We start from the raw sequence: 20,728 nt of genomic DNA on the forward strand, positions 1-20,728 counted from the left end.
ATTTCTCCTTTTAATAACCGGATGCACCGGTGGTAGGGATGGCGTTGCCGCGGGCGAGGGCAATGGCTTCACGTGAGGCGCGACCCAGCTGCATAACGTCGTTTGCAGGGGTAACAAACTGGAAACCCTGAGCAATACGCGCTGCCGCGGCCGCGCCGGAAGTGCAGAAAATACCGGCAATCTTTTGCTGCTGGCGGCAGCAGTGAATCACCCGCTCAATAGCAGCAAGCATTTCGGGATGTTGGGATTCGGCGCTGGCACTGCCGGTCAGCGTCAGCGAGAGATCGTTGGGGCCAATAAACACACCGTCCAGCCCTTCGGTATCAAGGATGGCGTCAAGATCCGCCAGCCCTTGTCGGGTTTCGATCATTGCCAGCGTCAGGATCTCGTCGTTGGCGTGCTGTGGATAATCGCTGCCGCCATAGAGTAGACCTCTGGCCGGACCAAAGGAGCGAACCCCCAGCGGTGGATAGCGACAGGCCGCGACAAAACGGCGAGCCTGTTCCGCGCTGGAGATCATCGGGCAGATTACGCCGTAGGCTCCTGCGTCTAATACGCGCATGATTTGCGCCGGATCGTTATCTGCCACCCGCACCAGCGGCACGGCAGGCGTGGCCGATAGCGCCTGTAGCATCGACAACGCGCTGGCAAAATCAATCATGCCGTGCTGCAAATCGACGGTGACGGCGTCGTAACCCTGATGGCCCATAATTTCCGCGCTATACCCGGAGGGGATTGCCAGCCAGCCGTTAACGATCGGGGTATTTTCCAGAAATGCGGTCTTTAAACTGTTTTTGCGCACTGTATGCACTCCGTTATCCACTGACGCAGCAGCGGCGCGATCTCATCCGGGGTTTCCAGCGGAATAAAATGCCCGCCAGCCTCCACCGTATGCCTGGTCACGTTCGCATTGCCTGCTGCCAGTAGTTGATGATGATGAGGCGTGCAGATAACGTCCTGCGCGCCGTTTAGAAGTAATGTGGGGCAGGCGAGGGCGTTAAACGCAGTCCGGTTGTCCTGCCGGTGAATGGCCATTTCCGTTTGCCCGGCAAAGGTCTCAATGCCGCACTCTTGCGCCATTCGGCAAATAGTCTCTTGCAGGATCCGATCGGACAGACGTGACGGGGCGACATAGCTCTGCCACAGCGAGGAGACCAGCCAGTCGGCCAGGCCCCGCGCCTGTGCGGTGTGTACCGCTTCCCGGCGTGAAGCGAGGGTGTCTGGCGCAACGGGCAACGGATTAACGGAAATCAGCGTCAGCCCGTTCACTCTTTCTGGCGCGTCGGCGGCCATTTGCAGCGCGACAATCGCGCCGAGCGAAAAGCCCGCCAGCAGAAAGCGCGGCGGCAGAACCTTTAATAACCGCCGTGACGCCTGCGGCGCGGACTCTGCGCCCGTCAGCGTGATGCACAGCACCGCTGAGACGTTCAGCCTTTCAATGACGGGCTGCCAGAGCCGGACGTTACACAGGGTGCCACCAAGCAGCACCAGCGGCAGATCGGTATTGTCCAGAAGCGGATATTCCATTGCATCCCTCACGTAGCCGTCCAGCCGCCGTCAACCATCAGGGCACTGCCGGTGATCAGCCCGGCGGCGTCTGAGGCGAGGAACACCACCGGCCCCATAATGTCCTCCAGCCTGCCTAACCGGCGCAGCTTGATATTGTCCAGCACGTAGTGGCGGAACGCCGGATCGGCAAGCGACGAACGCGTCAGGTCGGTTTCAATGAAGGTCGGGCACAGCGTATTGACGCGGATCCCCGCATCGCCCAGCTCCAGCGCCATCGTTCGGGTTAACCCTTCTAGCGCGAATTTGGAAGCGCAGTACACGCTACGCTCGGGGCCGCCAACGTGTCCCATTTGCGATGAGATGTGAATAATCGCTCCTCCCTTACTGCCCGCCCGCATTCTGCGCGCCACGCGCTGGCTGACAAAAAAGGTGGCGCGCAGGTTAAGTGTCATCACCGCATCGAAATTGTCCTCGTTCACCTCAAGAAACGGCTGGTGGCGGGCCAGCCCGGCACTGTTCACCAGAATGTCGGGCGTGGGCAACGTCGCCAGCACACGCTCCACCTCCTGAGCGTCGGTAATATCCAGTTCCAGCGGGTGGAATGCGAGCCTGTGTTCCGCTGCCAGACCTGCGGCATGCGCCAGCGCCTCGCGGCCCCGGGCGGCAATCCAGACCTCTGCCCCTGCCTGTGCGAGGGCGACGGCGGCAGCGAAGCCAATCCCTCTTGACCCGCCGGTCACCAGCGCGCGTTTGCCGTGCAGGGTGAAAGAGGGCGTTTGCAAAAGCGTCATGGCTTACACCTTTTCCCTGACCGGGGCCGGTGTGGCGTAGGGAACTTCCGTCTGGCCATAACGGCGCACGCGAATATTGGCCTGCTCGGCATGTCCGGCGAACCCCTCCAGGAGCGACAGACGCGAACAATAGCTGCCGATTTCGGCGGTGGCTTCGTCGCTGAGGACTTTCTGGAAGGTGCAGGTTTTCATGAACTTGCCCACCCACAGGCCGCCGGTATAACGTGCGGCTTTCTGCGTGGGCAGGGTGTGGTTGGTGCCGATCACCTTATCGCCGTAGGCCACGTTAGTACGTGGTCCAAGGAACAGCGCGCCGTAATTGGTCAGGTTAGCCAGGAACCAGTCGTCCCGGTCGGTCATCACCTGAACATGTTCGGAAGCGATACGATCTGCCTCCAGCAGCATCTCATCGTAGCTGTCGCAGACGATGATTTCCCCGTAGTCCTGCCACGACTGGCGGGCAATGTCGGCGGTAGGGAGCTTTTCCAGCAGCCGTTCCACTTCGCTGAGCGTCTCTTTGGCAAGCTGGAGCGAGTTCGTCAGCAGGATGGCAGGGGTGGTGACGCCGTGTTCGGCCTGGCCCAGCAGATCCGTGGCGCACATTTCCGCGTCAACCGTGTCATCGGCAATCACCAGCGTTTCCGTCGGACCGGCAAACAGATCGATACCTACCCGGCCGAACAGCTGTCGTTTGGCCTCCGCGACGAAGGCGTTACCGGGGCCGACCAGCATGTCGACCGGTGCCAGCGAGTCCGTGCCCAGCGCCATGGCGCCTATCGCCTGAATGCCGCCAAGGGCATAGATTTCCGTTGCGCCAGCCATTTTTTGCGCCGCGACGATCGCCGGGGCGGGCTGACCGTTAAACGGCGGGGCACAGCTGATAATTCTTGAGCATCCCGCCACGCTGGCGGTGATGATCGACATGTGCGCGGAGGCGAGCAGGGGATATTTTCCGCCAGGCACGTAACATCCCACGGCGTTAATCGGAATATTTTTATGCCCGAGAATAACGCCGGGACGCGTTTCAATTTCCAGGTCCCGCAGACATTCTTTCTGCGCGCGGGCAAAATTCGCGACCTGCTGTTGGGCGAATTCAATATCCTGAATATCCTGACGGCTTAACTGTTTTATGCAGCGGTCAATCTCCGCGGACGTCAGACGATAATCCTGACGGTCATAACGATCGAATTTAATGGATAATTCGCGAATGGCTTTATTTCCGCGTTTTTCAATATCCGCAAGTATTTGTTCAACCGTTTCTCTTATTTGCTGGTTGGCTTGCTGGCGCTCTTCGGTAGATTTACCGGTTTTTAATTTCCAGGACACTCGCTTCTCCTTACTTTTTTCAGATGTCAGTTGTCCTCCCGGCGAGCCGGGAAAGGGTATTTACTTCAGAAAGGGTTATTGATCCGGCGCGGCAGCGTACGCACCGTTTTTTAATAATTGGGCTGAGGTTTGCGTTTTACGGGCATATACCCATCGAGCGGACAGCGGCGTGGCAATAGCGGCCACAACGGAAAGGGCGGCAATCAATATATAACCGGACGACAGGTTAATATGTTGCATCATTACGCCCATCATTACCGGCCCGACAAACATGCCGCAGGAATAAATGGTCTGGAATAGCCCCATTCGCGTGGATTGTTCATCAGACGAGGTATTCACTACGCTGAGCGACATGAATGCCGCAAAGGCCATACCGAACGAGAACCCCGCCAGCGCCTGCCACAGGTAAATAACATAGATATTGCTGGTGAAGGGAATGCCGAAAGTGGATATCACCTGTAAAACGATGCCGAGCACGGCGGTTTTTACCAGCCCAAGTCGCTGATAAAACACCGAGCTGCACAGGGCGATGGCCAGCCCGTAAAAAAGAAGGTGAATGTTACCCAGCAGCGCGAGGATCCCCGCCCGGGCGCCAAGCTGCTCGGCATAGACCGGCGTCAGCGTGTCGCGGGTGGCGAAGGGCACCAGAATGACGACGGTCGCCAGAATGCCAATCAGCCAGACGGAACGGTCGGCCAGCTGCTGGCGCGCGCCGGTAATGCAGGCTTTAAGCGTGGGGGCCTGAACCGGGTCGTGCACGTCCTGAATGCGGGTCGTCAGGATCAACGCCACCAGGGCGGAGATGCAGGAGACAAAAAAGGCGATGTTATTGGCGAAATAGTGAATCAGCACCGCGCCAATACAGTTGCCGAGAAACACGCCGATGGGCCCTGCAAGCGCCAGCAGCGCGACGGCGGCAGGGGCTTCGTTGCGACCGAAGTAACGCATGAACAGGATGTTGTACAGCACCCAGGTCGCCGCCGTGACGCCGTCTGCCGCTTTCGCCAGATACAGCGTAATGGCATTGGGTTCAAGCCAGGCAATCGGCCAGGCGATAATTGGCAGCAGCAGGCCAATCTGGATGAAGATCCTGCGGCTTTTAACCACGTCGGAAATAATGCCTAACGGGAAGCGTATCAGAAGGGTTGCCAGACCAGACGCGCCCATAATGATGCCCATGATCTGTGGCTCAATGCCCTGGTTGATCATCATGGGGGCCAGGAATGCATCAATGCTATGGATGCAGATAAAGAACAGGATGCTGATGATAAAAAAGAGCCGGGCTTCCCGACGGCGTAACAGTGCTTGAAACATGGTTTTGAACCTCTTGAGAATTAATGGGTTATAACCAGTCAGGGACGACGTTTACCGGTTCAATCCTTTGGGCGACTCCTGTTCTCTCCGGTACCATTGACGGTATGAAAACTCTTTGCATACGTATTCAAGATTTGAAGTTACGAAAAGGTTTCATGTTTGTAAAGTGATCTCGATCTTGTTGTGAGAATTTTAATTTTTTGTGTTGCATACGCATGCAAAGGTGGTGTAAGTATAAAAAACACCCACTTGCTGAGGCGTTTGAAGCACGCGCAAATGGGCAGGACGTTGATAAGGAATCAGGGGTAATGAAACGTAAGACTTTTGCAGCAGTCACATCCCAACAGGTCGCTCAGCTGGCGGGGGTATCGCAATCTGCGGTGTCGCGAACGTTCACGCCGGGGGCGAGCATTTCGCCGGCAACGCGTGAAAAAGTGCTGAAGGCAGCGCGCGAGCTGGGTTATCGCCCGAATGCGATCGCCCGTTCGCTCAACACGGCTCGTTCGCGCATTATCGGTGTCGTCATTTCTTACTTTGATAACCCCTTTTACTCGCAGGTGCTGGAGGCGCTGGCGCAAAAGCTGGATACGCTGAACTATCACCTGCTGCTGTTCGTTGGCGACCGGGAAGGCAACGTTGACCGTATTTTTGACCAGATTATGCAGTACCGGGTGGATGGTATTGTGCTGGCCTCGGTGACGCTGTCGCTGGAGTTATCTGAAGAATGCCTTGCCGCCGGGATCCCGGTAGTGCTGTTTAACCGCAGCGAAGAGAGTGGCATGGCCTCCAGCGTCAACAGTAATAACGAAGCGGCCGCGCGGCAGATTGCCGAGTTTCTGCTGGCGGGGGAGCACAAGCGTTTTGCCTACGTGGGCGGCGTGGCCGATTCCCCGGTCAATATTGCCCGCCAGCGCGGGTTCATCTCCACGCTGGAAGAACATGGCATCACCGATGTGCGGGTGGTGCACGGGAATTACGACGCTCAGCAAACCACCCGGGCAGCCTATACCCTGTTTTCGACGTCGCCAGCGCCGGATGCGGTCTTTGTCGCCAACGATCATATGGCCGTCACGGTAATGGATGTGGCGCGCTATGAGTTTGGTTTGCGCATTCCGGAGGAGGTCTCCGTTGTCGGGTATGACGACATTGGCCCTTCCGGCTGGCCCTCTTATGCGTTGACCTCGGCGTCGCAGCCGGTCGGCGCGATGGTGGATGCCACGGTGGAACTGTTAATGAAACAAATTGACAGCGGAACCATAGAGCCTGAACAGATTACGGTGCCCGGTACGCTGGTGATACGCCACTCGGCGCGTCGCCCACGCAGCGGCGTTATCGAAACCAATGGTTTAACGCTATTCCAGTCTAAGGAGCGCACATGACCAGATTGCGGGGCTTCAGCCCTCAATTCGACTCTATCCAGCAGTTCATTTTGACGCTGACGCACGTGGTGTGGGAGCAGAAAGATATCGGCCAGCTGGCGGATTTTTACGCCACGCCGGTGGTTTTCACTACCCCCGAAAAACAGCTGCATGAGCTTTCCCAGTTTATGCGCCTGACGCTTGAGGCGATGCACAGCTTCCCGCAGCGAGCGGTGCTGACGGAGGATATTCTGTGCAGCCAGAACCCGGGGGATGAGTACTATGCGGCGCAGCGTACCGTAGCCCGCATTCAGCACCAGGGGGAGGGATTTTTTGGCCCGCCGACGGGGAAAAATGTCTGGGTCCGCACCTGGGCCGATCGCATCTGTGTTGATGGTGCCGTACGCCAGGAGTGGCTGCTTCAGGATCGTGCCGCGATTGTGGCGCAACTGGGGCTGGATGTCCGCGATTTTGCTTTTAACCTGGCGACCATGCGCCAGCAGCTTGGGCTGGAATCTGTGTCTGCTGAGACGCTGGACGCCCGCTGGGCGGGCGGGCCCGAGGGCGACGACGTGGAAGGGGCGCTGGCCGGGGTCGTTGAGCGCTACTTAACGATGTGGGCGGGCGGTAACAGCGGCGTGGTGCCCGGTCTCTATCACCCGGCGGCGACGCTGTACGCGCCGGGGCACTGCCTCTGCACCGGCGAACAGGAAATTGGCGCACAGCTTTCCGGTTATCGCGCTTCATTTGCCGACAGCGAAACGCAACTTCATCACCTGATTGTGCGTAAAGATCCTAATGAGCCGATTCGACTTTCATTGCGCTGGTCGTTGTTAACCTGGCATGACGGTTACGGCAAATTTGGTGCGCCGACCCGTAAACCCATATCAATTACCGGTATCAGCCAGCTTGAATTACGTGATGGTTTAATTTTCCGTGAATACCTGGGGATCGATGAATTAGCGATTTGGTCGCAAATATTTAATTAATGGGGCGGCAGCCCCCTTATTCCGGCTGCAAATATTAACCGTGTTTAATTCACCCTCACTTACGGGTGCGGGTTCTTATTGTCTGAAAACAGAGCAGGAGTTTATATGTCTTCCACCGAAGCAACAAATAAAGCACCAGCCGTACCCGAAAAAAGCAGCGTGAAATCGCTGAAAGAGGAACCTGTATTACAGGTGGAGCGTCGTGATTTTGTCGATCTGGTACCGGAAAAAAGACCGCGTGTGCAATCATTACGCGGCTTTGATGACTGCTATACCGATATTGTCGATTATATCGTTCGCTGCACCCATAAAATATGGGACGAGCGCGATGTCGGCTTAATTTATTCTCACTATACCCATAACTGCGTGCTGTATAACGCGCTGGGGACACTCTATAACCGTGAACAGGTGGTACAGGATACGCTGCAACGCTTAATTGCCTTCCCGGAACGGCGCGGAATGGCAACCCAGGTTATCTGGAACGGAAATGATGTTGACGGTTTTTATACCTCTCACCTGGTGACGGGAAGCGGGCGGCATACCCAGCACAGCCATTTAGGCAAGCCGACCAACCGCACCTTCGTTACCCGGACCGTGGCGGATTGCATGATCCACGAGAATAAAATTTATCGGGAGTGGGTGGTCAGCGACAACATGTCGTTAATGAAACAGCTTGGCCTGAACACCGATCAAATCGCATTTAATATGGCAAAAGAGCAGTTCGATAAAGGCTTCCGCGTGATGGACATCGGCGAAAACGGCCGCATGCTGGGGCAATATCCGCCGGAGATGGAGTGCGATGTATCCATTGCGCACACTGATACTGAGGAGCAGTGCCTGCGTTGGCTGCATGAGATCTACAACCGCCGGATGTTTGGCAAGATCAAAGAAGTGTATGCGCCTAACGTACAGTGGCACGGTCCGCTGATGAAAGAGCTGTACGGCACCGCGGCGGTAACCCATCAGACGCTGGCGCTGGTGGGGATGATCCCTGACGGCGCGTGGCTGCCGCAGCATATTTGTTCCAACCCGTGCGATGAAGGCGGCGTCAAAGTGGCCGTTCGCTGGATCATCGAAGGGCATCACCTGGGTTACGGCGAACTGGGCAAGCCGACCGGAGAACGACTGTTTGTGATGGGCATGTCGCACTACCACATCGTCAACGGAAAAATTGTTGATGAGTGGGTGGTTTACGACCATCTGGCGCTGTTGGCGCAAATCAAACTCGGCCAGATGGAGGACGCGTAAATGTTAAATAAGGTGAGCTGGATTAAGCGCCCGCAGGGGCAGGATGCGCAGGCCGATCGTTCCCTGACGGAGAAGGTCAGCGCCATTATCGAGCGCGTGAAAACCGAAGGCGATACGGCGCTAAGAGCCTTTTCGCAGCAGTTTGATAAGGTCGTGCCCGCGCAGTTTGAGGTGAGCGAGCAGGAGATCGCCGAAGCACTGGAGGGGATGGATGCCCAGACGCGCCGCGACAGTGAGTTTGCGATTAATCAGGTGCGTCGTTTTGCGCAGGCGCAGCTGGCGACCATGCAGCCGCTGGAGGTAGAGACGCTGCCTGGCGTGCATCTCGGTCACCGGATCATCCCGGTGCAGACGGTGGGCTGCTACGTGCCGGGCGGTCGGTATCCGATTCTCTCCGCTCCCGTGATGTCGATTGTTCCTGCGACGGTGGCGGGTTGTGAACAGATTATCGCCTGTCTGCCCCCGGGCGCCCATCCGGCGATGATTGCAGTTTGCCATCTGGCAGGCGCGCACCGCATTTTCAAAGTTGGCGGCGCGCAGGCCATTGCGGCTATGGCCTGGGGAACGGAGAGCATTCCGTCGGTGGACAAAATCGTTGGGCCAGGCAACGCCTTCGTTAATGAAGCGAAACGCCAGGTTTTTGGTCGGGTCGGCATTGATGCCCTCGCCGGGCCGAGCGAGATTTTCACTATCGCGGACGACAGCGCCGACCCGCGCATTCTGGCCGCCGATATGCTGGCGCAGGCAGAGCACGATATTCATACCCGCGTCGGGCTGGCGACAACCAGCCGGGATATCGCTGAGCGTACCCTGGCGGAGGTTGAGCGTCAGCTCGCCAGCCTGCCAACGGCGGCAACGGCGGGGGAGGCGTGGCGCCGGCAGGGTGAGATTGTGCTCTGCGAAGATGAAGCGCAGCTGATTGCTTTTGCTGACCATATGGCGACGGAGCATTTGCAGGTGCATACCCGCGATCCGCACGCGACGGCGGCGAAGATCCGCAACTATGGCTCGCTGTTTATTGGTCAGAACGCCAGTGTGGTGTTCTCTGATAAATGCTGCGGCACCAACCACACGTTACCGACGATGGCGGCGGCACGCTATACCGGCGGTCTGTGGGTTGGCGCGTACGTCAAAATCTGTACCCATCAGTGGATTGACGAGCAGGGTATCCCGGCAATCGCAGAACCGGCGATCCGCCAGAGCCGTACCGAGGGGATGCAGGGGCACCGACGGGCGGCGGAAATTCGTCTGCGTCCGCAGGACATTGATGCCATTACTACCGGCATGCGGGACTAAAACGTATCCCGGGCAGCCTTCTGCCCGGTTTTCAGCACGGGGAGCCTGAGATTATGAAGCGCCTGATACCGCCAGACGACTGCCCGGAGGAAATTGCCCAACGTCTCGACGTCATACAGCAGCACCGGGCGCTCAACGCGATCCTCGGGGTTAACCCTGACGCTATGTCTCAGGCGGAACAGCATCAGCAGCAGCGTCGACGTGGAGAGCCGATCGGCCCCCTGCACGGCGTGCCGCTGATCGTCAAAGATAATATTGCCTGCGCGCCGATGCCCATTACTCTTGGCTGCCGGGCGCTGGCCTCACTTAACGCGACAGCGGATGCACGGGTCGTGCAGCGATTGCGCAGCGCGGGGGCGATTATTCTCGCCAGGGCCAATATGTCCGAGTTCGCGTTCGATGTGCGCTCGCGAAGCTCGCTGGGGGGCGATGTGGCGAATCCACTTTGCCCGACACTCACCGCCGGAGGTTCCAGCGGAGGATGCGCTGCGGCCGTGGCGGCGGGAATGGCGGATGGCGCATTGGGTACCGATACCGGCGGCTCTATCCGCATTCCCTGTAGCTATACCGGGCTGGTGGGGCTACGGCCTGCCTTTCGCCGTTCACAGCTGGACGGTGTAGCGCCGCTCTCGCCCAGCAAAGATACCGTTGGGCCAATGGTACATAGCGTTGAAGATGCCGCCTTGCTGCATGCGGTGATCCATGGCCTGCCGCCGGTTGCGCTTCCTGTGCGTTCGCTGAAAGGCGTTCGCTTTGGTGTGGTAACCGCGTTACAGGGAGAGGATGAGGTACAGCTGGAGGTCTGGCAGTCGGCGCTGCACACGTTGCGCCGTGCCGGAGCGACGCTGGTGGAGGTTTCACTCCCTTTCCTTGAAGAGGTGAGGCAGGCCACCTGCCTCAGTCTGTATGAATTTCGCGTGGCGATTGACGACTGGCTTAGCAAACAGCCTGGCGCTCCCTCCGGACTGACAAGCATTGTGGACTCCGGCGCTTTCCTGCCGGAGTTTGCGCCGTTTCTACGTCAGATGCTGGCGAGTAACACGCTGAAAACCCCGCTCTGGCTGGCGGGGCGTCGCTTTCAGCGCCTGTTGCGGCAGAACCTTTGCCAGGTGGCTGAGGCGCAGCGCATCGTCGGATTTGTGTATCCCACCGTACAACGGTTACCAGAAAGTATGGCGAAGATGCCGCCAGGCTGCGCGCCAGAACTGGCCGCTATCAGCGGCCTGCCTGCCATTACGTTACCGTGCGGCGTAAGCCGTATCGGTCTGCCGGTGGGGATGGAGATGTTATCGGTGCAGAAGGATGAGGCGGCACTGATGGTGCTGGCGCTGGCGTGTGAGGGGGCGCTGGGCGAGAAGGGATAGATACAAAAAAGCCCGCAGAGCTTGCGCAGTGCGGGCTTTCTGTACTTCACCGGACATATCCGGATCATTATTTGGTGGAGCTGGCGGGAGTTGAACCCGCGTCCGAAATTTCTACATCCTCGGTACTACATGCTTAGTTTGTCTTTACATTCGCACGCCAGCTGCGGACAGACACGCCACTAACGAACTAGCCTGATTAGTTTTAACGCTTCAACCCCAGGCAGGGTTTCCACGCGATCTCTTTTGGGTTTGACCTCTCTTTGATCCCCGTCTTAAGAGCGGAAGCTAGGGAGAGAGGGCTCTTAGCAGGTTATTAAGCTGCTAAAGCGTAGTTTTCGTCGTTTGCGACTATTTTTTTGCGGCTTTTAACGAGGCAAACCGCCCCTCGGCATGCACCTTGGGTTTCGCAAATCCCGTCGAATCCAGAATCAGCCCCAATAGTGTTGAACTCAGTATACCAGATTTCACTTCCTCGACACCAGCCCGAAACGCTAACTTATTGAATAGTACAATAAGCGCGCAGAATCAACGTCCTGCGTTTTTCATGATACGTGCTTTATCGAGCTGCCACTCGCGTGCTTTCAGGTCAGTACGCTTGTCGTGTTGTTTCTTACCTTTCGCCACGCCGATTTTCACTTTGCACCAGGCGTTTTTCCAGTACAAAGAGAGTGCCACCACGGTGAAGCCTTCACGGTTGATGCGTCCGTAGAGGGATTCCAGTTCGCGCTTGTTCAGCAGCAGCTTACGGGTGCGGGTAGGATCGCAAACGTAATGTGAAGAGGCGACGGTCAGCGGCGTAAAGTTCGCGCCGAACAGGAAGGCCTCACCGTCTTTCAGGATCACGTAGCTGTCGCCGATATTGGCTTTCCCGGCACGCAGCGATTTTACTTCCCAGCCCTGCAACGCAAGGCCGGCCTCGAATTCTTCTTCGATGAAATACTCGTGGCGAGCACGCTTGTTAAGCGCAATGGTCGCCGAACCAGGTTTATGTGCTTTTTTCTTCGTCATAAGTGTCGTAAAGCCGTCGGTAATCTGATTTTAAAAAGTCACCTCATTGCGTCCTGTGAGGTCTAACGCGCTATATTAGCACGAGATAAGGCTTAGCGTTTTTTTAACAGGTGATAAATGTTATTATTTGTCTGTTGTGTGACCATGGAAAATGCTATGCCTCAGATTAGCCGTACTGCGCTTGTTCCCTACAGCGCGGAACAAATGTATCAGTTAGTGAACGACGTTCAGTCCTATCCGGAATTTATTCCAGGATGCACCGGTAGCCGAGTGCTGGAATCCGGCCCGACGCAGATGACTGCGGCCGTGGATGTCTCCAAAGCGGGGATCAGCAAAACGTTCACCACGCGCAATACCCTGACGAGCAATCAGAGTATTTTGATGCATCTGGTGGATGGTCCGTTTAAAAAACTGATGGGAGGGTGGAAGTTTACGCCACTGAGCGCTGACGCCTGCCGCATTGAGTTTCATCTGGATTTTGAATTTACCAATAAGCTGATCGAACTGGCGTTTGGCCGAATCTTTAAAGAGCTGGCCTCGAATATGGTTCAGGCGTTCACCACGCGCGCCAAAGAGGTTTACAGTGTCGCATAAGATTGCTGTTGAGGTGGTGTATGCGCTGCCGGAGAAGCAGTATTTGCAGCGCGTGACGCTTGAAGAGGGCGCCACCGTTGAGGCGGCTATCCGGGCCTCCGGCATCCTTGAACTTCGCCGTGATATTGACCTGGCGAAGAATAAAGTCGGCATTTATAGCCGTCCGGTTAAGCTCGGTGATGTGCTGAAAGAGGGCGACAGGGTTGAAATCTATCGTCCTCTGATTGCCGACCCGAAAGAGTTGCGCCGTCAGCGAGCAGAGAAATCCGGTAAGTAGCCAAATAAATGTACACAAAAAAGGTGCTCATTGAGCACCTTTTTGCGTTGTTGACGCCTGATTATTTGGTCAGGGCAGGCTTGTTGTCGATGTTAGTCAGCACGCCGGCACTGCTGAAGGTCAGCGTCAGGGTTTGCTGGGTTACATCTTCATGACCAGGCTGCTGGCGGAATACATAGAACCAGGTGTTTGTGCCGAACGGATCGGACATCATCGGGGTTCCCAGGGCATAAGCGACCTGCTGTTGTGTCATACCCACGCGGATTTTGGACACATCGTTAGGGGTAAGGTAGTTCCCCTGGTTGATGTCAGGACGGTAAACCACTTTCTCCAGAGTGGAACAGCCTGCGGTCAACATCAGAAGAACCGCTGCGGCAGCGGTCAGCGTTTTACAGCGCATAGTGATTTGATTCCTTTTCGGGCCCGAGCAGTACGCGGCTCATATGTAATATGCCGATGATAATAGACCTTGCCCCACTTTGAAACCGGTCTGGCGGCGTTTTTGTTGTTCTGTATGACCCTGAGATCCCGAAAAAGTTTATGCCGCCAGCAGTTCTTTCGCATTCGCGAGGGTATTGCGAGTGACTTCACTGCCGCCGAGCAAGCGTGCCAGCTCCTGCAAGCGTGAGCGTTTATCCAGCGGCTTCATGTGCGTTTCCGTCATTTCGCCATCGGTTTCCTTGCTGACGATAAAGTGGTGATGACCACATCCGGCGACCTGCGGCAGGTGAGTCACACACATGACCTGCGTCGATTCACCCAACTGACGCAGCAGTTTGCCGACAACGGCCGCGGTCGGGCCGCTGATACCCACATCCACTTCATCGAAAATCAACGCCGGGGTTTCCATTTTACGGGCGGTAATCACCTGAATGGCCAGGGCGATACGCGACAGTTCACCACCGGAAGCCACTTTCGAAATTGCCTGCAAAGGCTGGCCCGGGTTGGTGGTGACGCGGAATTCTACGCGGTCTGCGCCTTCCGCCGTCAGGTGATTCTCTTCAAAGCGAACATCTATGGTGAACACCCCATGCGGCATCGCCAGCGTATGCATGCTGTCGGTAATGTGCTGGCTAAGCTCCTGCGCATAGTGTTGCCGCACGTCGTGCAGCCGTTTCGCCGTTTCCAGCGCCTGCTGATGATGCAGATTAACCGCCAGAGACAAGGTTTCAAGGGAATCGGCCTGATCGTCCAACTGCTGCTGTTCCTCCAGCAGAGACTGATAGTAATTCGGCAGCTCTTCCGGGGTAACGTGATGCTTACGCGCCAGTGAAATCTGACGGGAGATGCGTTGCTCAAGCTCGAACAGACGGTTCGGATCGAGATCCAGACGTTCACAGTAGTGGCGCAGCTCATCCCCGGCTTCTGAAATCTGAATCGCGGCCTCTTCCAGCATTTCCAGTACGCCAGAAAGCTTATTGTCCATGCCGGTCAGTTCGGTCACAAGCTGACGCACGTTGTACAGCTGGCTCTGCAAATTCACGTCTTCGCCATCCGCCAGCATGTTAAGGGCAGTCTGGCTGGTGGAGAGCAGCTGACCGCTGTTGGCCAGACGCTTGTACTCTTCGTCGATTTGCTCAAATTCACCCGCCTGCGGGTTAAATTCGTTCAGCTCTTTCAGTTGATATTCCAGCAGCTCGGCGCGCGCGGTACGCTCCTGGCTTTGCTGCTGATGCTGCGCAAGTTCGCGGCAGCTTTGATGCCACTGACGATAGTGCTCCGCCATGAGTTGAGTAAGCGCGTACTCACCTGCATAGCCATCAAGCAGGGCTTTCTGTTGTTCGGGTTTGATTAACTGCTGGTGCGCATGCTGACCATGGATCTGGATGAGCAGCTGGCCCAGCTCGCGAAGCTGGGAGAGGGGAACCGCTGTACCATTGATAAAACCGCGGGAGCGGCCATCGTTGCTGATGACGCGGCGAAGTAAACACTCACGTCCGTCTTCGAGCTGGTTTGCTTCCAGCCAGCGCAGGGCGGCAGGTGTGTCTTTTAACGAGAAGCGGGCGCAGAGATCGGCACGGGCGGCGCCTGTGCGCACCATATCCCCCTCTGCACGACCACCGAGGCACAAGCCGAGGGCATCAATGGCAATGGATTTACCTGCACCGGTTTCACCGGTAATCGCCGTCATTCCGCTATGGAAGTCGATCTCAAGCTCACGAACAATGGCAAAGTTGCTGATGGTCAGTTGTGCCAGCATAATTGTTTTCCTGTATGAAAAACCATAACTGTGTTTGTATACAGTATAAACTGGTTTTATATACAGTAAAGTGCTGGATGCAAAATCAGAACAATTTTTTTGACCAGCCGAGCTTGGAGCTTAATGTGTTGAAATAGCTGTAATCTTTTGGGTGAATGAGGTTCAGGTGGTAATCGCAGCGGCGAATGAGGACATCTTCACCTTCCTGAATGGGGAGCGCAATCTGACTGTCGCAGCTGATCTCCAGATCGCTGCGGCGATGAGAAAAACGCAGTCGGATGGTGCTGTCGCCGTTGATCACCAGCGGACGCGCCGAGAGCGTATGCGGGAACATCGGCACCAGGGTAATGGCATCCAGCGATGGCGTAAGGATTGGACCTCCGGCTGAAAGCGAGTAGGCGGTGGACCCCGTCGGGGTTGAAATAATCAGCCCGTCAGACCGCTGCGAGAAAGCGAAGATTTCGTCGATATAGACTTCGAATTCGATCATGTGCGCCACTTTACCGGGGTGGAGAACCACCTCGTTAATGGCGGTGCTGATGCGCTTCTGGCAGTCCTGCTGACACACCTGGGCTTCCAGCAAAAACCGTTTTTCACTGATATAGTGGCCTTCCAGCACGTCCGCCAGCTGCTGCTGCGCATTGTCCGGGTCGAGGTCGGTAAGGAAACCGAGATTGCCACGGTTAACACCAATAACCTTAATATCATAGCGAGCCAGCGTTCGCGCCGCGCCCAGCATATTGCCGTCGCCACCGACCACCACGGCGAGATCCGCCTGCTGGCCAATTTCCGCCAGCGTGCCGGTTCTGACGCTTTTAAGCTGCAACTCCTGGGCAATCTGCTGCTCGACCATCACTTCATAGCCTTTACCACACAGCCAGCGATACAACATTTCATGTGTCGTCAATGCGGTAGGGTGACGCGGATGGCCGACGATCCCAATACACCTGAAATGATTATTCATTTTCTGGAGGTCCTTGTGCCTGATGAATGATGACAATCTGCCTTGTTCCCTTGAATCCAGGAAACTGATCCCCATAATAAGCGAAGTTAGCGAGATGAATGCAGAAAAACGCGGAGAAATTCATGAGTAGTAAAGAACAGAAAACGCCTGAGGGGCAAGCCCCTGAAGAAATTATCACGGAACAGCACGATGAAGTTGAGGCAGTAGAGCCAGACACGTCTGCTGAGCAGGTGGACCCGCGCGATGAAAAAATTGCCAACCTGGAAGCTCAGTTGGTAGAAGCGCAGAATCGCGAACGCGATGGCGTACTGCGTATCAAAGCGGAAATGGAAAACCTGCGCCGTCGTACCGAGCTGGACGTTGAAAAGGCGCACAAATTTGCGCTGGAGAAATTCGTCAACGAACTGCTTCCGGTGATCGACAGCCTGGATCGCGCGCTGGAAGTGGCGGATAAAGCTAACCCGGATAACGCGGCGATGATTGAAGGCATTGAGCTGACGCTGAAATCCATGCTGGATGTGGTGCGTAAGTTCGGTGTTGAAGTGATTGCCGATACGGATGTACCGCTGGATCCAAACGTTCACCAGGCCATTGCGATGGTGGAATCCGAAGACGTTGCCGCGGGTAACGTGCTGGGCGTGATGCAGAAAGGGTATACCCTGAACGGCCGTACTATTCGCGCTGCGATGGTGACCGTGGCGAAAGCGAAAGCGTAATTTGCCGACCCGTAGTGCCGGGTGGCGGCTTCGCCTCACCCGGCCTACAACATTACTCGGCGATACTTTCGCGTAAAGGTTTAACGGGCAGGACCTTAACCTGCTTAATCATGTTGTCCTGAACGTCCAGAATATCAATATCATACTGCTCAATACGCACGCGCGTGCCTGCCGCCGGGATCTCTTCCAGCGCTTCCAGGATCATTCCGTTCATCGTCCGCGCTTCGTCTTCCGGCAAATGCCAGTTGAACGCTTTATTGATTTCACGAATGTTGGCGCTGCCGTCGATAAGCACTGACCCGTCATTTTGCGGGGTGACTTCTTCCGCAAGGGAAGGCGACATTGAGGTGGTAAAGTCCCCGACAATCTCTTCCAGAATATCTTCGACCGTCACCAGCCCCTGTATATCGCCGTATTCATCCACCACCAGGCCGACTTTCTTCTTGTTGCGCTGGAACTTCACCAGCTGCGTGCTGAGTGGGGTGCCTTCCGGCACGTAGTAAATTTCGTCGGCGGCACGCAGCATTACCTCTTTGGTGAACTCGTTTTTCTCAGTCATCAGGCGATAGGCCTCGCGCACACGCAGCATGCTGATGGCATCGTCGAGAGAATCGCGGTAGAGGACGATACGCCCGTGCGGGGAGTGCGTCAGCTGGCGGACAATGGCCTTCCAGTCGTCGTTGATATCAATCCCGACGATTTCATTGCGCGGCACCATGATGTCGTCAACGCTGACCTTTTCCAGATCCAGCACCGACAGGAGCATGTCCTGATTGCGGCGGGAGATCTGCGAGCGGGATTCGTTCACGATGGTACGCAGTTCGTCTTTGCTGAGCGCGCTACTGATGGTGACGTCTGCCTTTATACCGACCATGCGCATCAGCACCCGTGTCACCATATTCAGCAGCCAGACCAGCGGCATCATCAGAATAAGCAGCGGTGCTAACAGGAAGCTGCTCGGGTAGGCGACTTTTTCCGGGTAAAGCGCCGCGATGGTTTTGGGCAACACTTCCGCAAACACCAGTACCACAAACGTGAGCACACCTGTGGCAATCGCCACGCCTGCGTTGCCGTACAGACGCATCCCGACGATGGTGCCCAGTGCAGAGGCGAGAATATTGACCAGGTTGTTACCGATAAGCACCAGGCTAATCAGACGGTCCGGCTTACGCAGAAGCTTTTCGACACGACGCGCGGCACGGTTACCCTGCTTGGCGCGATGACGTAACCGGTAGCGGTTCAGCGTCATCATGCCGGTTTCAGAGCCAGAGAAATAAGCGGAGATGACCACCATGATGACCAGAATGACGATCAGCGTGGTGGTAGAGATGTGTTCCAGGGGGAACTCCTTTTGTTACTTAGCCAGCAAATTGCTGTATGAAGCGGCTACCAAAATAGGCAAGCGTGAGAATGCCCGCACCCGCAACGTTGAACCAGACCACGCGGCGACCGCGCCAGCCTTCATGATAATGGCCCCATAACAGGACAATATAGACAAACCACGCGATGATGGAGAGCACCGCTTTATCGATATTCTCCACGCTGAACAGGTTCTTCATGTAAAACAGCCCGGTGCAGAGCGTGAGCGTCAGCAGCACCACGCCGACCTGGGTGATGTGGAACATCTTACGCTCAATCACCATCAGCGGCGGCATTTCGTGGTTAAACGCCAGCTTTTTATTTTTCAGCTGGTAGTCAATCCAGGCGAGTTGCATGGCGTAAAGGGCGGCGATGATCAGCGTCGCGTAGGCAAAGAGCGACAGGCCGATATGCACCAGCATCCCCGGCGTGGCTTCCAGGTGAGTAATAAACTCATTGGGCATGAACGTGGCTAACGCCAGATTGATCAGCGCAAAGGCGTAGACTATCGGCAGCAGCAGCCAGCCACGGTTTTTAGACGCGACAATGGTCATGACCGTACAGATCATCAGGCTGACCAGCGAGCCGACGTTCAGTACGCTCAGATTTTGCACGCTGCCGTCGCCGGGGATAATGCGTGATTCCAGCGCAAAGGCGTGGCTAATCAGTGCGATCACTGCCGAAAGAATAGCCATGCGCCGCCAGCCGCTGTTTTTTTGCAGCAGGCCAGGAATGATCAGCGCGAGGCTGACAGAGTAGGCAACAAGGGCGATCAGTGCGAAAACAGGCATATAGGCGTCGACAGTTGTCTTAATAAGAAAGAGAAGCAGTATAACGTTACGTGACGCCTGCTCCAACCGTTGCATAACAACAAAGGCGCCTTCATGTTATACTCCGGCAAAATTCTGTGTATGTGTCGCCCAGGCGACCTAACGTTTCTACCCCAGGCGAGAGACAATGTTTGATAATTTAACCGATCGTTTGTCGCGCACGCTGCGCAACATCAGCGGCCGTGGACGCCTCACCGAAGAGAACATCAAGGAAACGCTGCGCGAAGTGCGCATGGCGCTGCTGGAAGCAGACGTCGCGTTGCCGGTCGTGCGTGATTTTATCAACCGCGTGAAAGAGAAAGCGGTTGGCCATGAAGTGAACAAGAGCCTGACTCCGGGTCAGGAGTTCGTCAAAATCGTCCGTAACGAGCTGGTTTCGGCGATGGGCGAAGAGAACCAGGTGCTTAACCTGGCGGCTCAGCCGCCGGCCGTCGTGCTGATGGCGGGTCTGCAAGGTGCGGGTAAAACCACCAGCGTCGGTAAGCTGGGGAAATTCCTGCGCGAAAAGCACAAGAAAAAGGTGCTGGTGGTGTCGGCGGACGTGTATCGCCCGGCGGCGATCAAACAGCTGGAAACGCTGGCCGAGCAGGTTGGCGTGGACTTCTTCCCGTCCGACGTGGCCCAGAAGCCTGTCGACATCGTTAACGCGGCGCTGAAAGAGGCGAAGCTGAAATTCTACGACGTGCTGCTGGTGGATACCGCCGGTCGACTGCACGTTGACGAAGCGATGATGGACGAAATCAAGCAGGTTCATGCCTCTATCAATCCAGTAGAGACCCTGTTTGTTGTTGACGCCATGACCGGTCAGGATGCGGCAAACACCGCAAAAGCGTTTAACGAAGCCCTGCCGTTAACCGGCGTGGTGCTGACCAAAGTCGACGGCGATGCCCGCGGCGGTGCGGCGCTGTCTATTCGTCATATTACCGGTAAGCCAATTAAGTTCCTCGGCGTGGGCGAGAAAACCGAAGCGCTGGAGCCGTTCCATCCGGATCGTATTGCCTCCCGTATCCTCGGCATGGGCGACGTGCTGTCGCTGATCGAAGATATTGAAAGCAAGGTTGACCGCGCCCAGGCGGAAAAACTCGCCAGCAAGCTGAAAAAAGGTGACGGTTTCGATCTGACCGACTTCCTTGAGCAGCTGCGTCAGATGAAAAACATGGGCGGCATGGCAAGCCTGATGGGCAAACTGCCAGGCATGGGCCAGATCCCGGACAACGTCAAATCCCAGATGGATGACAAAGTGCTGGTGCGTATGGAGGCCATCATCAACTCGATGACGCTGAAAGAGCGCGCGAAGCCAGAAATCATCAAAGGTTCCCGTAAACGCCGTATCGCTGCCGGTTGCGGCATGCAGGTGCAGGACGTAAACCGCCTTCTGAAACAGTTCGACGACATGCAGCGCATGATGAAGAAAATGAAGAAAGGCGGCATGGCGAAGATGATGCGCGGCATGAAAGGCATGATGCCGCCCGGTTTTCCTGGGCGATAATCGCTTTTGAGATTGCTTTTTGCCCGAAAATGAGTAAAATTTTCGGGCTTTTAATATGACACCCGGGCTCCGTTCCTCGATGGGGCCCGGTTGTTT

The 20,728-nt window shown here is 56.2% G+C and carries 20 protein-coding genes and 1 other RNA gene; 9 read left to right on the forward strand and 12 right to left on the reverse strand.

Going from position 1 to position 20,728, the window contains the following annotated elements; all coding sequences use genetic code 11:
* Window positions 1-10: 10 nt before the first annotated feature.
* The 5 genes from CU081_RS09690 to CU081_RS09710 all read right to left on the reverse strand — a co-directional run bounded on the left by CU081_RS09690 (window position 11) and on the right by CU081_RS09710 (window position 4,940).
* Window positions 11-802 carry an HpcH/HpaI aldolase family protein gene (locus tag CU081_RS09690; protein WP_022651683.1) on the reverse strand — a complete coding sequence of 264 codons (792 nt, stop codon included), beginning with the start codon at window positions 800-802 and terminating at the stop codon, window positions 11-13.
* Window positions 784-1,527, reverse strand: coding sequence for an alpha/beta fold hydrolase (locus tag CU081_RS09695; protein WP_022651682.1), 744 nt, complete (start codon window positions 1,525-1,527; stop codon window positions 784-786). Before CU081_RS09695 ends, CU081_RS09690 begins: the two co-directional genes overlap by 19 nt.
* Before the next feature lie 8 nt (window positions 1,528-1,535).
* Window positions 1,536-2,300 carry an SDR family NAD(P)-dependent oxidoreductase gene (locus CU081_RS09700; protein ID WP_022651681.1) on the reverse strand — a complete coding sequence of 255 codons (765 nt, stop codon included), beginning with the start codon at window positions 2,298-2,300 and terminating at the stop codon, window positions 1,536-1,538.
* A 3-nt stretch (window positions 2,301-2,303) separates the two neighbouring features.
* A complete protein-coding gene (hisD, locus tag CU081_RS09705; protein WP_003862272.1) occupies window positions 2,304-3,626 on the reverse strand; it encodes a histidinol dehydrogenase in 1,323 nt (440 codons plus the stop codon).
* A 75-nt stretch (window positions 3,627-3,701) separates the two neighbouring features.
* Window positions 3,702-4,940, reverse strand: a complete 1,239-nt coding sequence (locus CU081_RS09710) for an MFS transporter (protein ID WP_022651680.1) — start codon at window positions 4,938-4,940, stop codon at window positions 3,702-3,704.
* A 308-nt stretch (window positions 4,941-5,248) separates the two neighbouring features.
* Between CU081_RS09710 and CU081_RS09715 the strand changes: the two genes are divergently transcribed.
* From CU081_RS09715 to CU081_RS09735, 5 genes are all read left to right on the forward strand, one after another.
* The gene (locus CU081_RS09715; RefSeq protein WP_003862277.1) at window positions 5,249-6,319 is read left to right on the forward strand and encodes a LacI family DNA-binding transcriptional regulator; all 1,071 of its coding nucleotides are present in this window, start codon (window positions 5,249-5,251) and stop codon (window positions 6,317-6,319) included.
* The gene (locus CU081_RS09720; RefSeq protein WP_015571630.1) at window positions 6,316-7,287 is read left to right on the forward strand and encodes a nuclear transport factor 2 family protein; all 972 of its coding nucleotides are present in this window, start codon (window positions 6,316-6,318) and stop codon (window positions 7,285-7,287) included. The genes CU081_RS09715 and CU081_RS09720 overlap by 4 nt, the downstream gene beginning before the upstream one ends.
* A gap of 105 nt (window positions 7,288-7,392) precedes the next feature.
* Window positions 7,393-8,535, forward strand: coding sequence for a nuclear transport factor 2 family protein (locus CU081_RS09725; protein WP_015571629.1), 1,143 nt, complete (start codon window positions 7,393-7,395; stop codon window positions 8,533-8,535).
* The gene (gene hisD / locus CU081_RS09730) at window positions 8,536-9,831 is read left to right on the forward strand and encodes a histidinol dehydrogenase (RefSeq protein WP_022651679.1); all 1,296 of its coding nucleotides are present in this window, start codon (window positions 8,536-8,538) and stop codon (window positions 9,829-9,831) included.
* A 53-nt stretch (window positions 9,832-9,884) separates the two neighbouring features.
* The gene (locus CU081_RS09735) at window positions 9,885-11,195 is read left to right on the forward strand and encodes an amidase (protein ID WP_022651678.1); all 1,311 of its coding nucleotides are present in this window, start codon (window positions 9,885-9,887) and stop codon (window positions 11,193-11,195) included.
* Between the two features lie 72 nt (window positions 11,196-11,267).
* Here the strand turns inward: CU081_RS09735 and ssrA are convergent.
* Both ssrA and smpB read right to left on the reverse strand, forming a co-directional pair.
* Window positions 11,268-11,631, reverse strand: a transfer-messenger RNA (tmRNA) gene (gene ssrA, locus CU081_RS09740).
* Between the two features lie 89 nt (window positions 11,632-11,720).
* Complete coding sequence (gene smpB, locus CU081_RS09745; protein WP_003863115.1) at window positions 11,721-12,203, reverse strand: SsrA-binding protein SmpB; 483 nt, start codon at window positions 12,201-12,203, stop codon at window positions 11,721-11,723.
* Window positions 12,204-12,359: 156 nt separating this feature from the next.
* Here smpB and CU081_RS09750 point away from each other — a divergent pair, with 156 nt between their 5' ends.
* Window positions 12,360-12,797, forward strand: coding sequence for a type II toxin-antitoxin system RatA family toxin (locus CU081_RS09750; RefSeq protein ID WP_003863117.1), 438 nt, complete (start codon window positions 12,360-12,362; stop codon window positions 12,795-12,797).
* The gene (locus CU081_RS09755) at window positions 12,787-13,074 is read left to right on the forward strand and encodes an RnfH family protein (RefSeq protein WP_003863119.1); all 288 of its coding nucleotides are present in this window, start codon (window positions 12,787-12,789) and stop codon (window positions 13,072-13,074) included. Before CU081_RS09750 ends, CU081_RS09755 begins: the two co-directional genes overlap by 11 nt.
* Window positions 13,075-13,135: 61 nt before the next feature.
* On the opposite strand, the gene bamE is transcribed toward CU081_RS09755, so the two are convergent.
* From bamE to nadK, 3 genes are all read right to left on the reverse strand, one after another.
* The gene (gene bamE / locus CU081_RS09760; protein WP_003863121.1) at window positions 13,136-13,474 is read right to left on the reverse strand and encodes an outer membrane protein assembly factor BamE; all 339 of its coding nucleotides are present in this window, start codon (window positions 13,472-13,474) and stop codon (window positions 13,136-13,138) included.
* 138 nt (window positions 13,475-13,612) lie between these two features.
* A complete protein-coding gene (recN, locus tag CU081_RS09770) occupies window positions 13,613-15,274 on the reverse strand; it encodes a DNA repair protein RecN (RefSeq protein WP_022651676.1) in 1,662 nt (553 codons plus the stop codon).
* An 85-nt stretch (window positions 15,275-15,359) separates the two neighbouring features.
* On the reverse strand, window positions 15,360-16,238 hold the full coding sequence (nadK, locus tag CU081_RS09775; RefSeq protein WP_003863124.1) for an NAD(+) kinase: 879 nt from the start codon (window positions 16,236-16,238) through the stop codon (window positions 15,360-15,362).
* A gap of 122 nt (window positions 16,239-16,360) precedes the next feature.
* Between nadK and grpE the strand changes: the two genes are divergently transcribed.
* Window positions 16,361-16,954 carry a nucleotide exchange factor GrpE gene (gene grpE / locus CU081_RS09780; protein ID WP_003863126.1) on the forward strand — a complete coding sequence of 198 codons (594 nt, stop codon included), beginning with the start codon at window positions 16,361-16,363 and terminating at the stop codon, window positions 16,952-16,954.
* A 52-nt stretch (window positions 16,955-17,006) separates the two neighbouring features.
* Here grpE and CU081_RS09785 read toward each other — a convergent pair whose 3' ends face one another.
* Together CU081_RS09785 and CU081_RS09790 are read right to left on the reverse strand one after the other, a co-directional pair.
* Window positions 17,007-18,293 carry an HlyC/CorC family transporter gene (locus CU081_RS09785; protein ID WP_026094274.1) on the reverse strand — a complete coding sequence of 429 codons (1,287 nt, stop codon included), beginning with the start codon at window positions 18,291-18,293 and terminating at the stop codon, window positions 17,007-17,009.
* Between the two features lie 19 nt (window positions 18,294-18,312).
* Window positions 18,313-19,104, reverse strand: a complete 792-nt coding sequence (locus CU081_RS09790) for a cytochrome C assembly family protein (protein ID WP_003863130.1) — start codon at window positions 19,102-19,104, stop codon at window positions 18,313-18,315.
* A 166-nt stretch (window positions 19,105-19,270) separates the two neighbouring features.
* Between CU081_RS09790 and ffh the strand changes: the two genes are divergently transcribed.
* Window positions 19,271-20,632 carry a signal recognition particle protein gene (gene ffh / locus CU081_RS09795; RefSeq protein ID WP_003863132.1) on the forward strand — a complete coding sequence of 454 codons (1,362 nt, stop codon included), beginning with the start codon at window positions 19,271-19,273 and terminating at the stop codon, window positions 20,630-20,632.
* The last annotated feature ends 96 nt before the right edge of the window (window positions 20,633-20,728 follow it).

Origin of the sequence: Enterobacter sp. CRENT-193 (assembly GCF_002787395.1) — a bacterium.
GTDB classification, from domain to species: Bacteria; Pseudomonadota; Gammaproteobacteria; order Enterobacterales; family Enterobacteriaceae; genus Enterobacter; species Enterobacter hormaechei_C.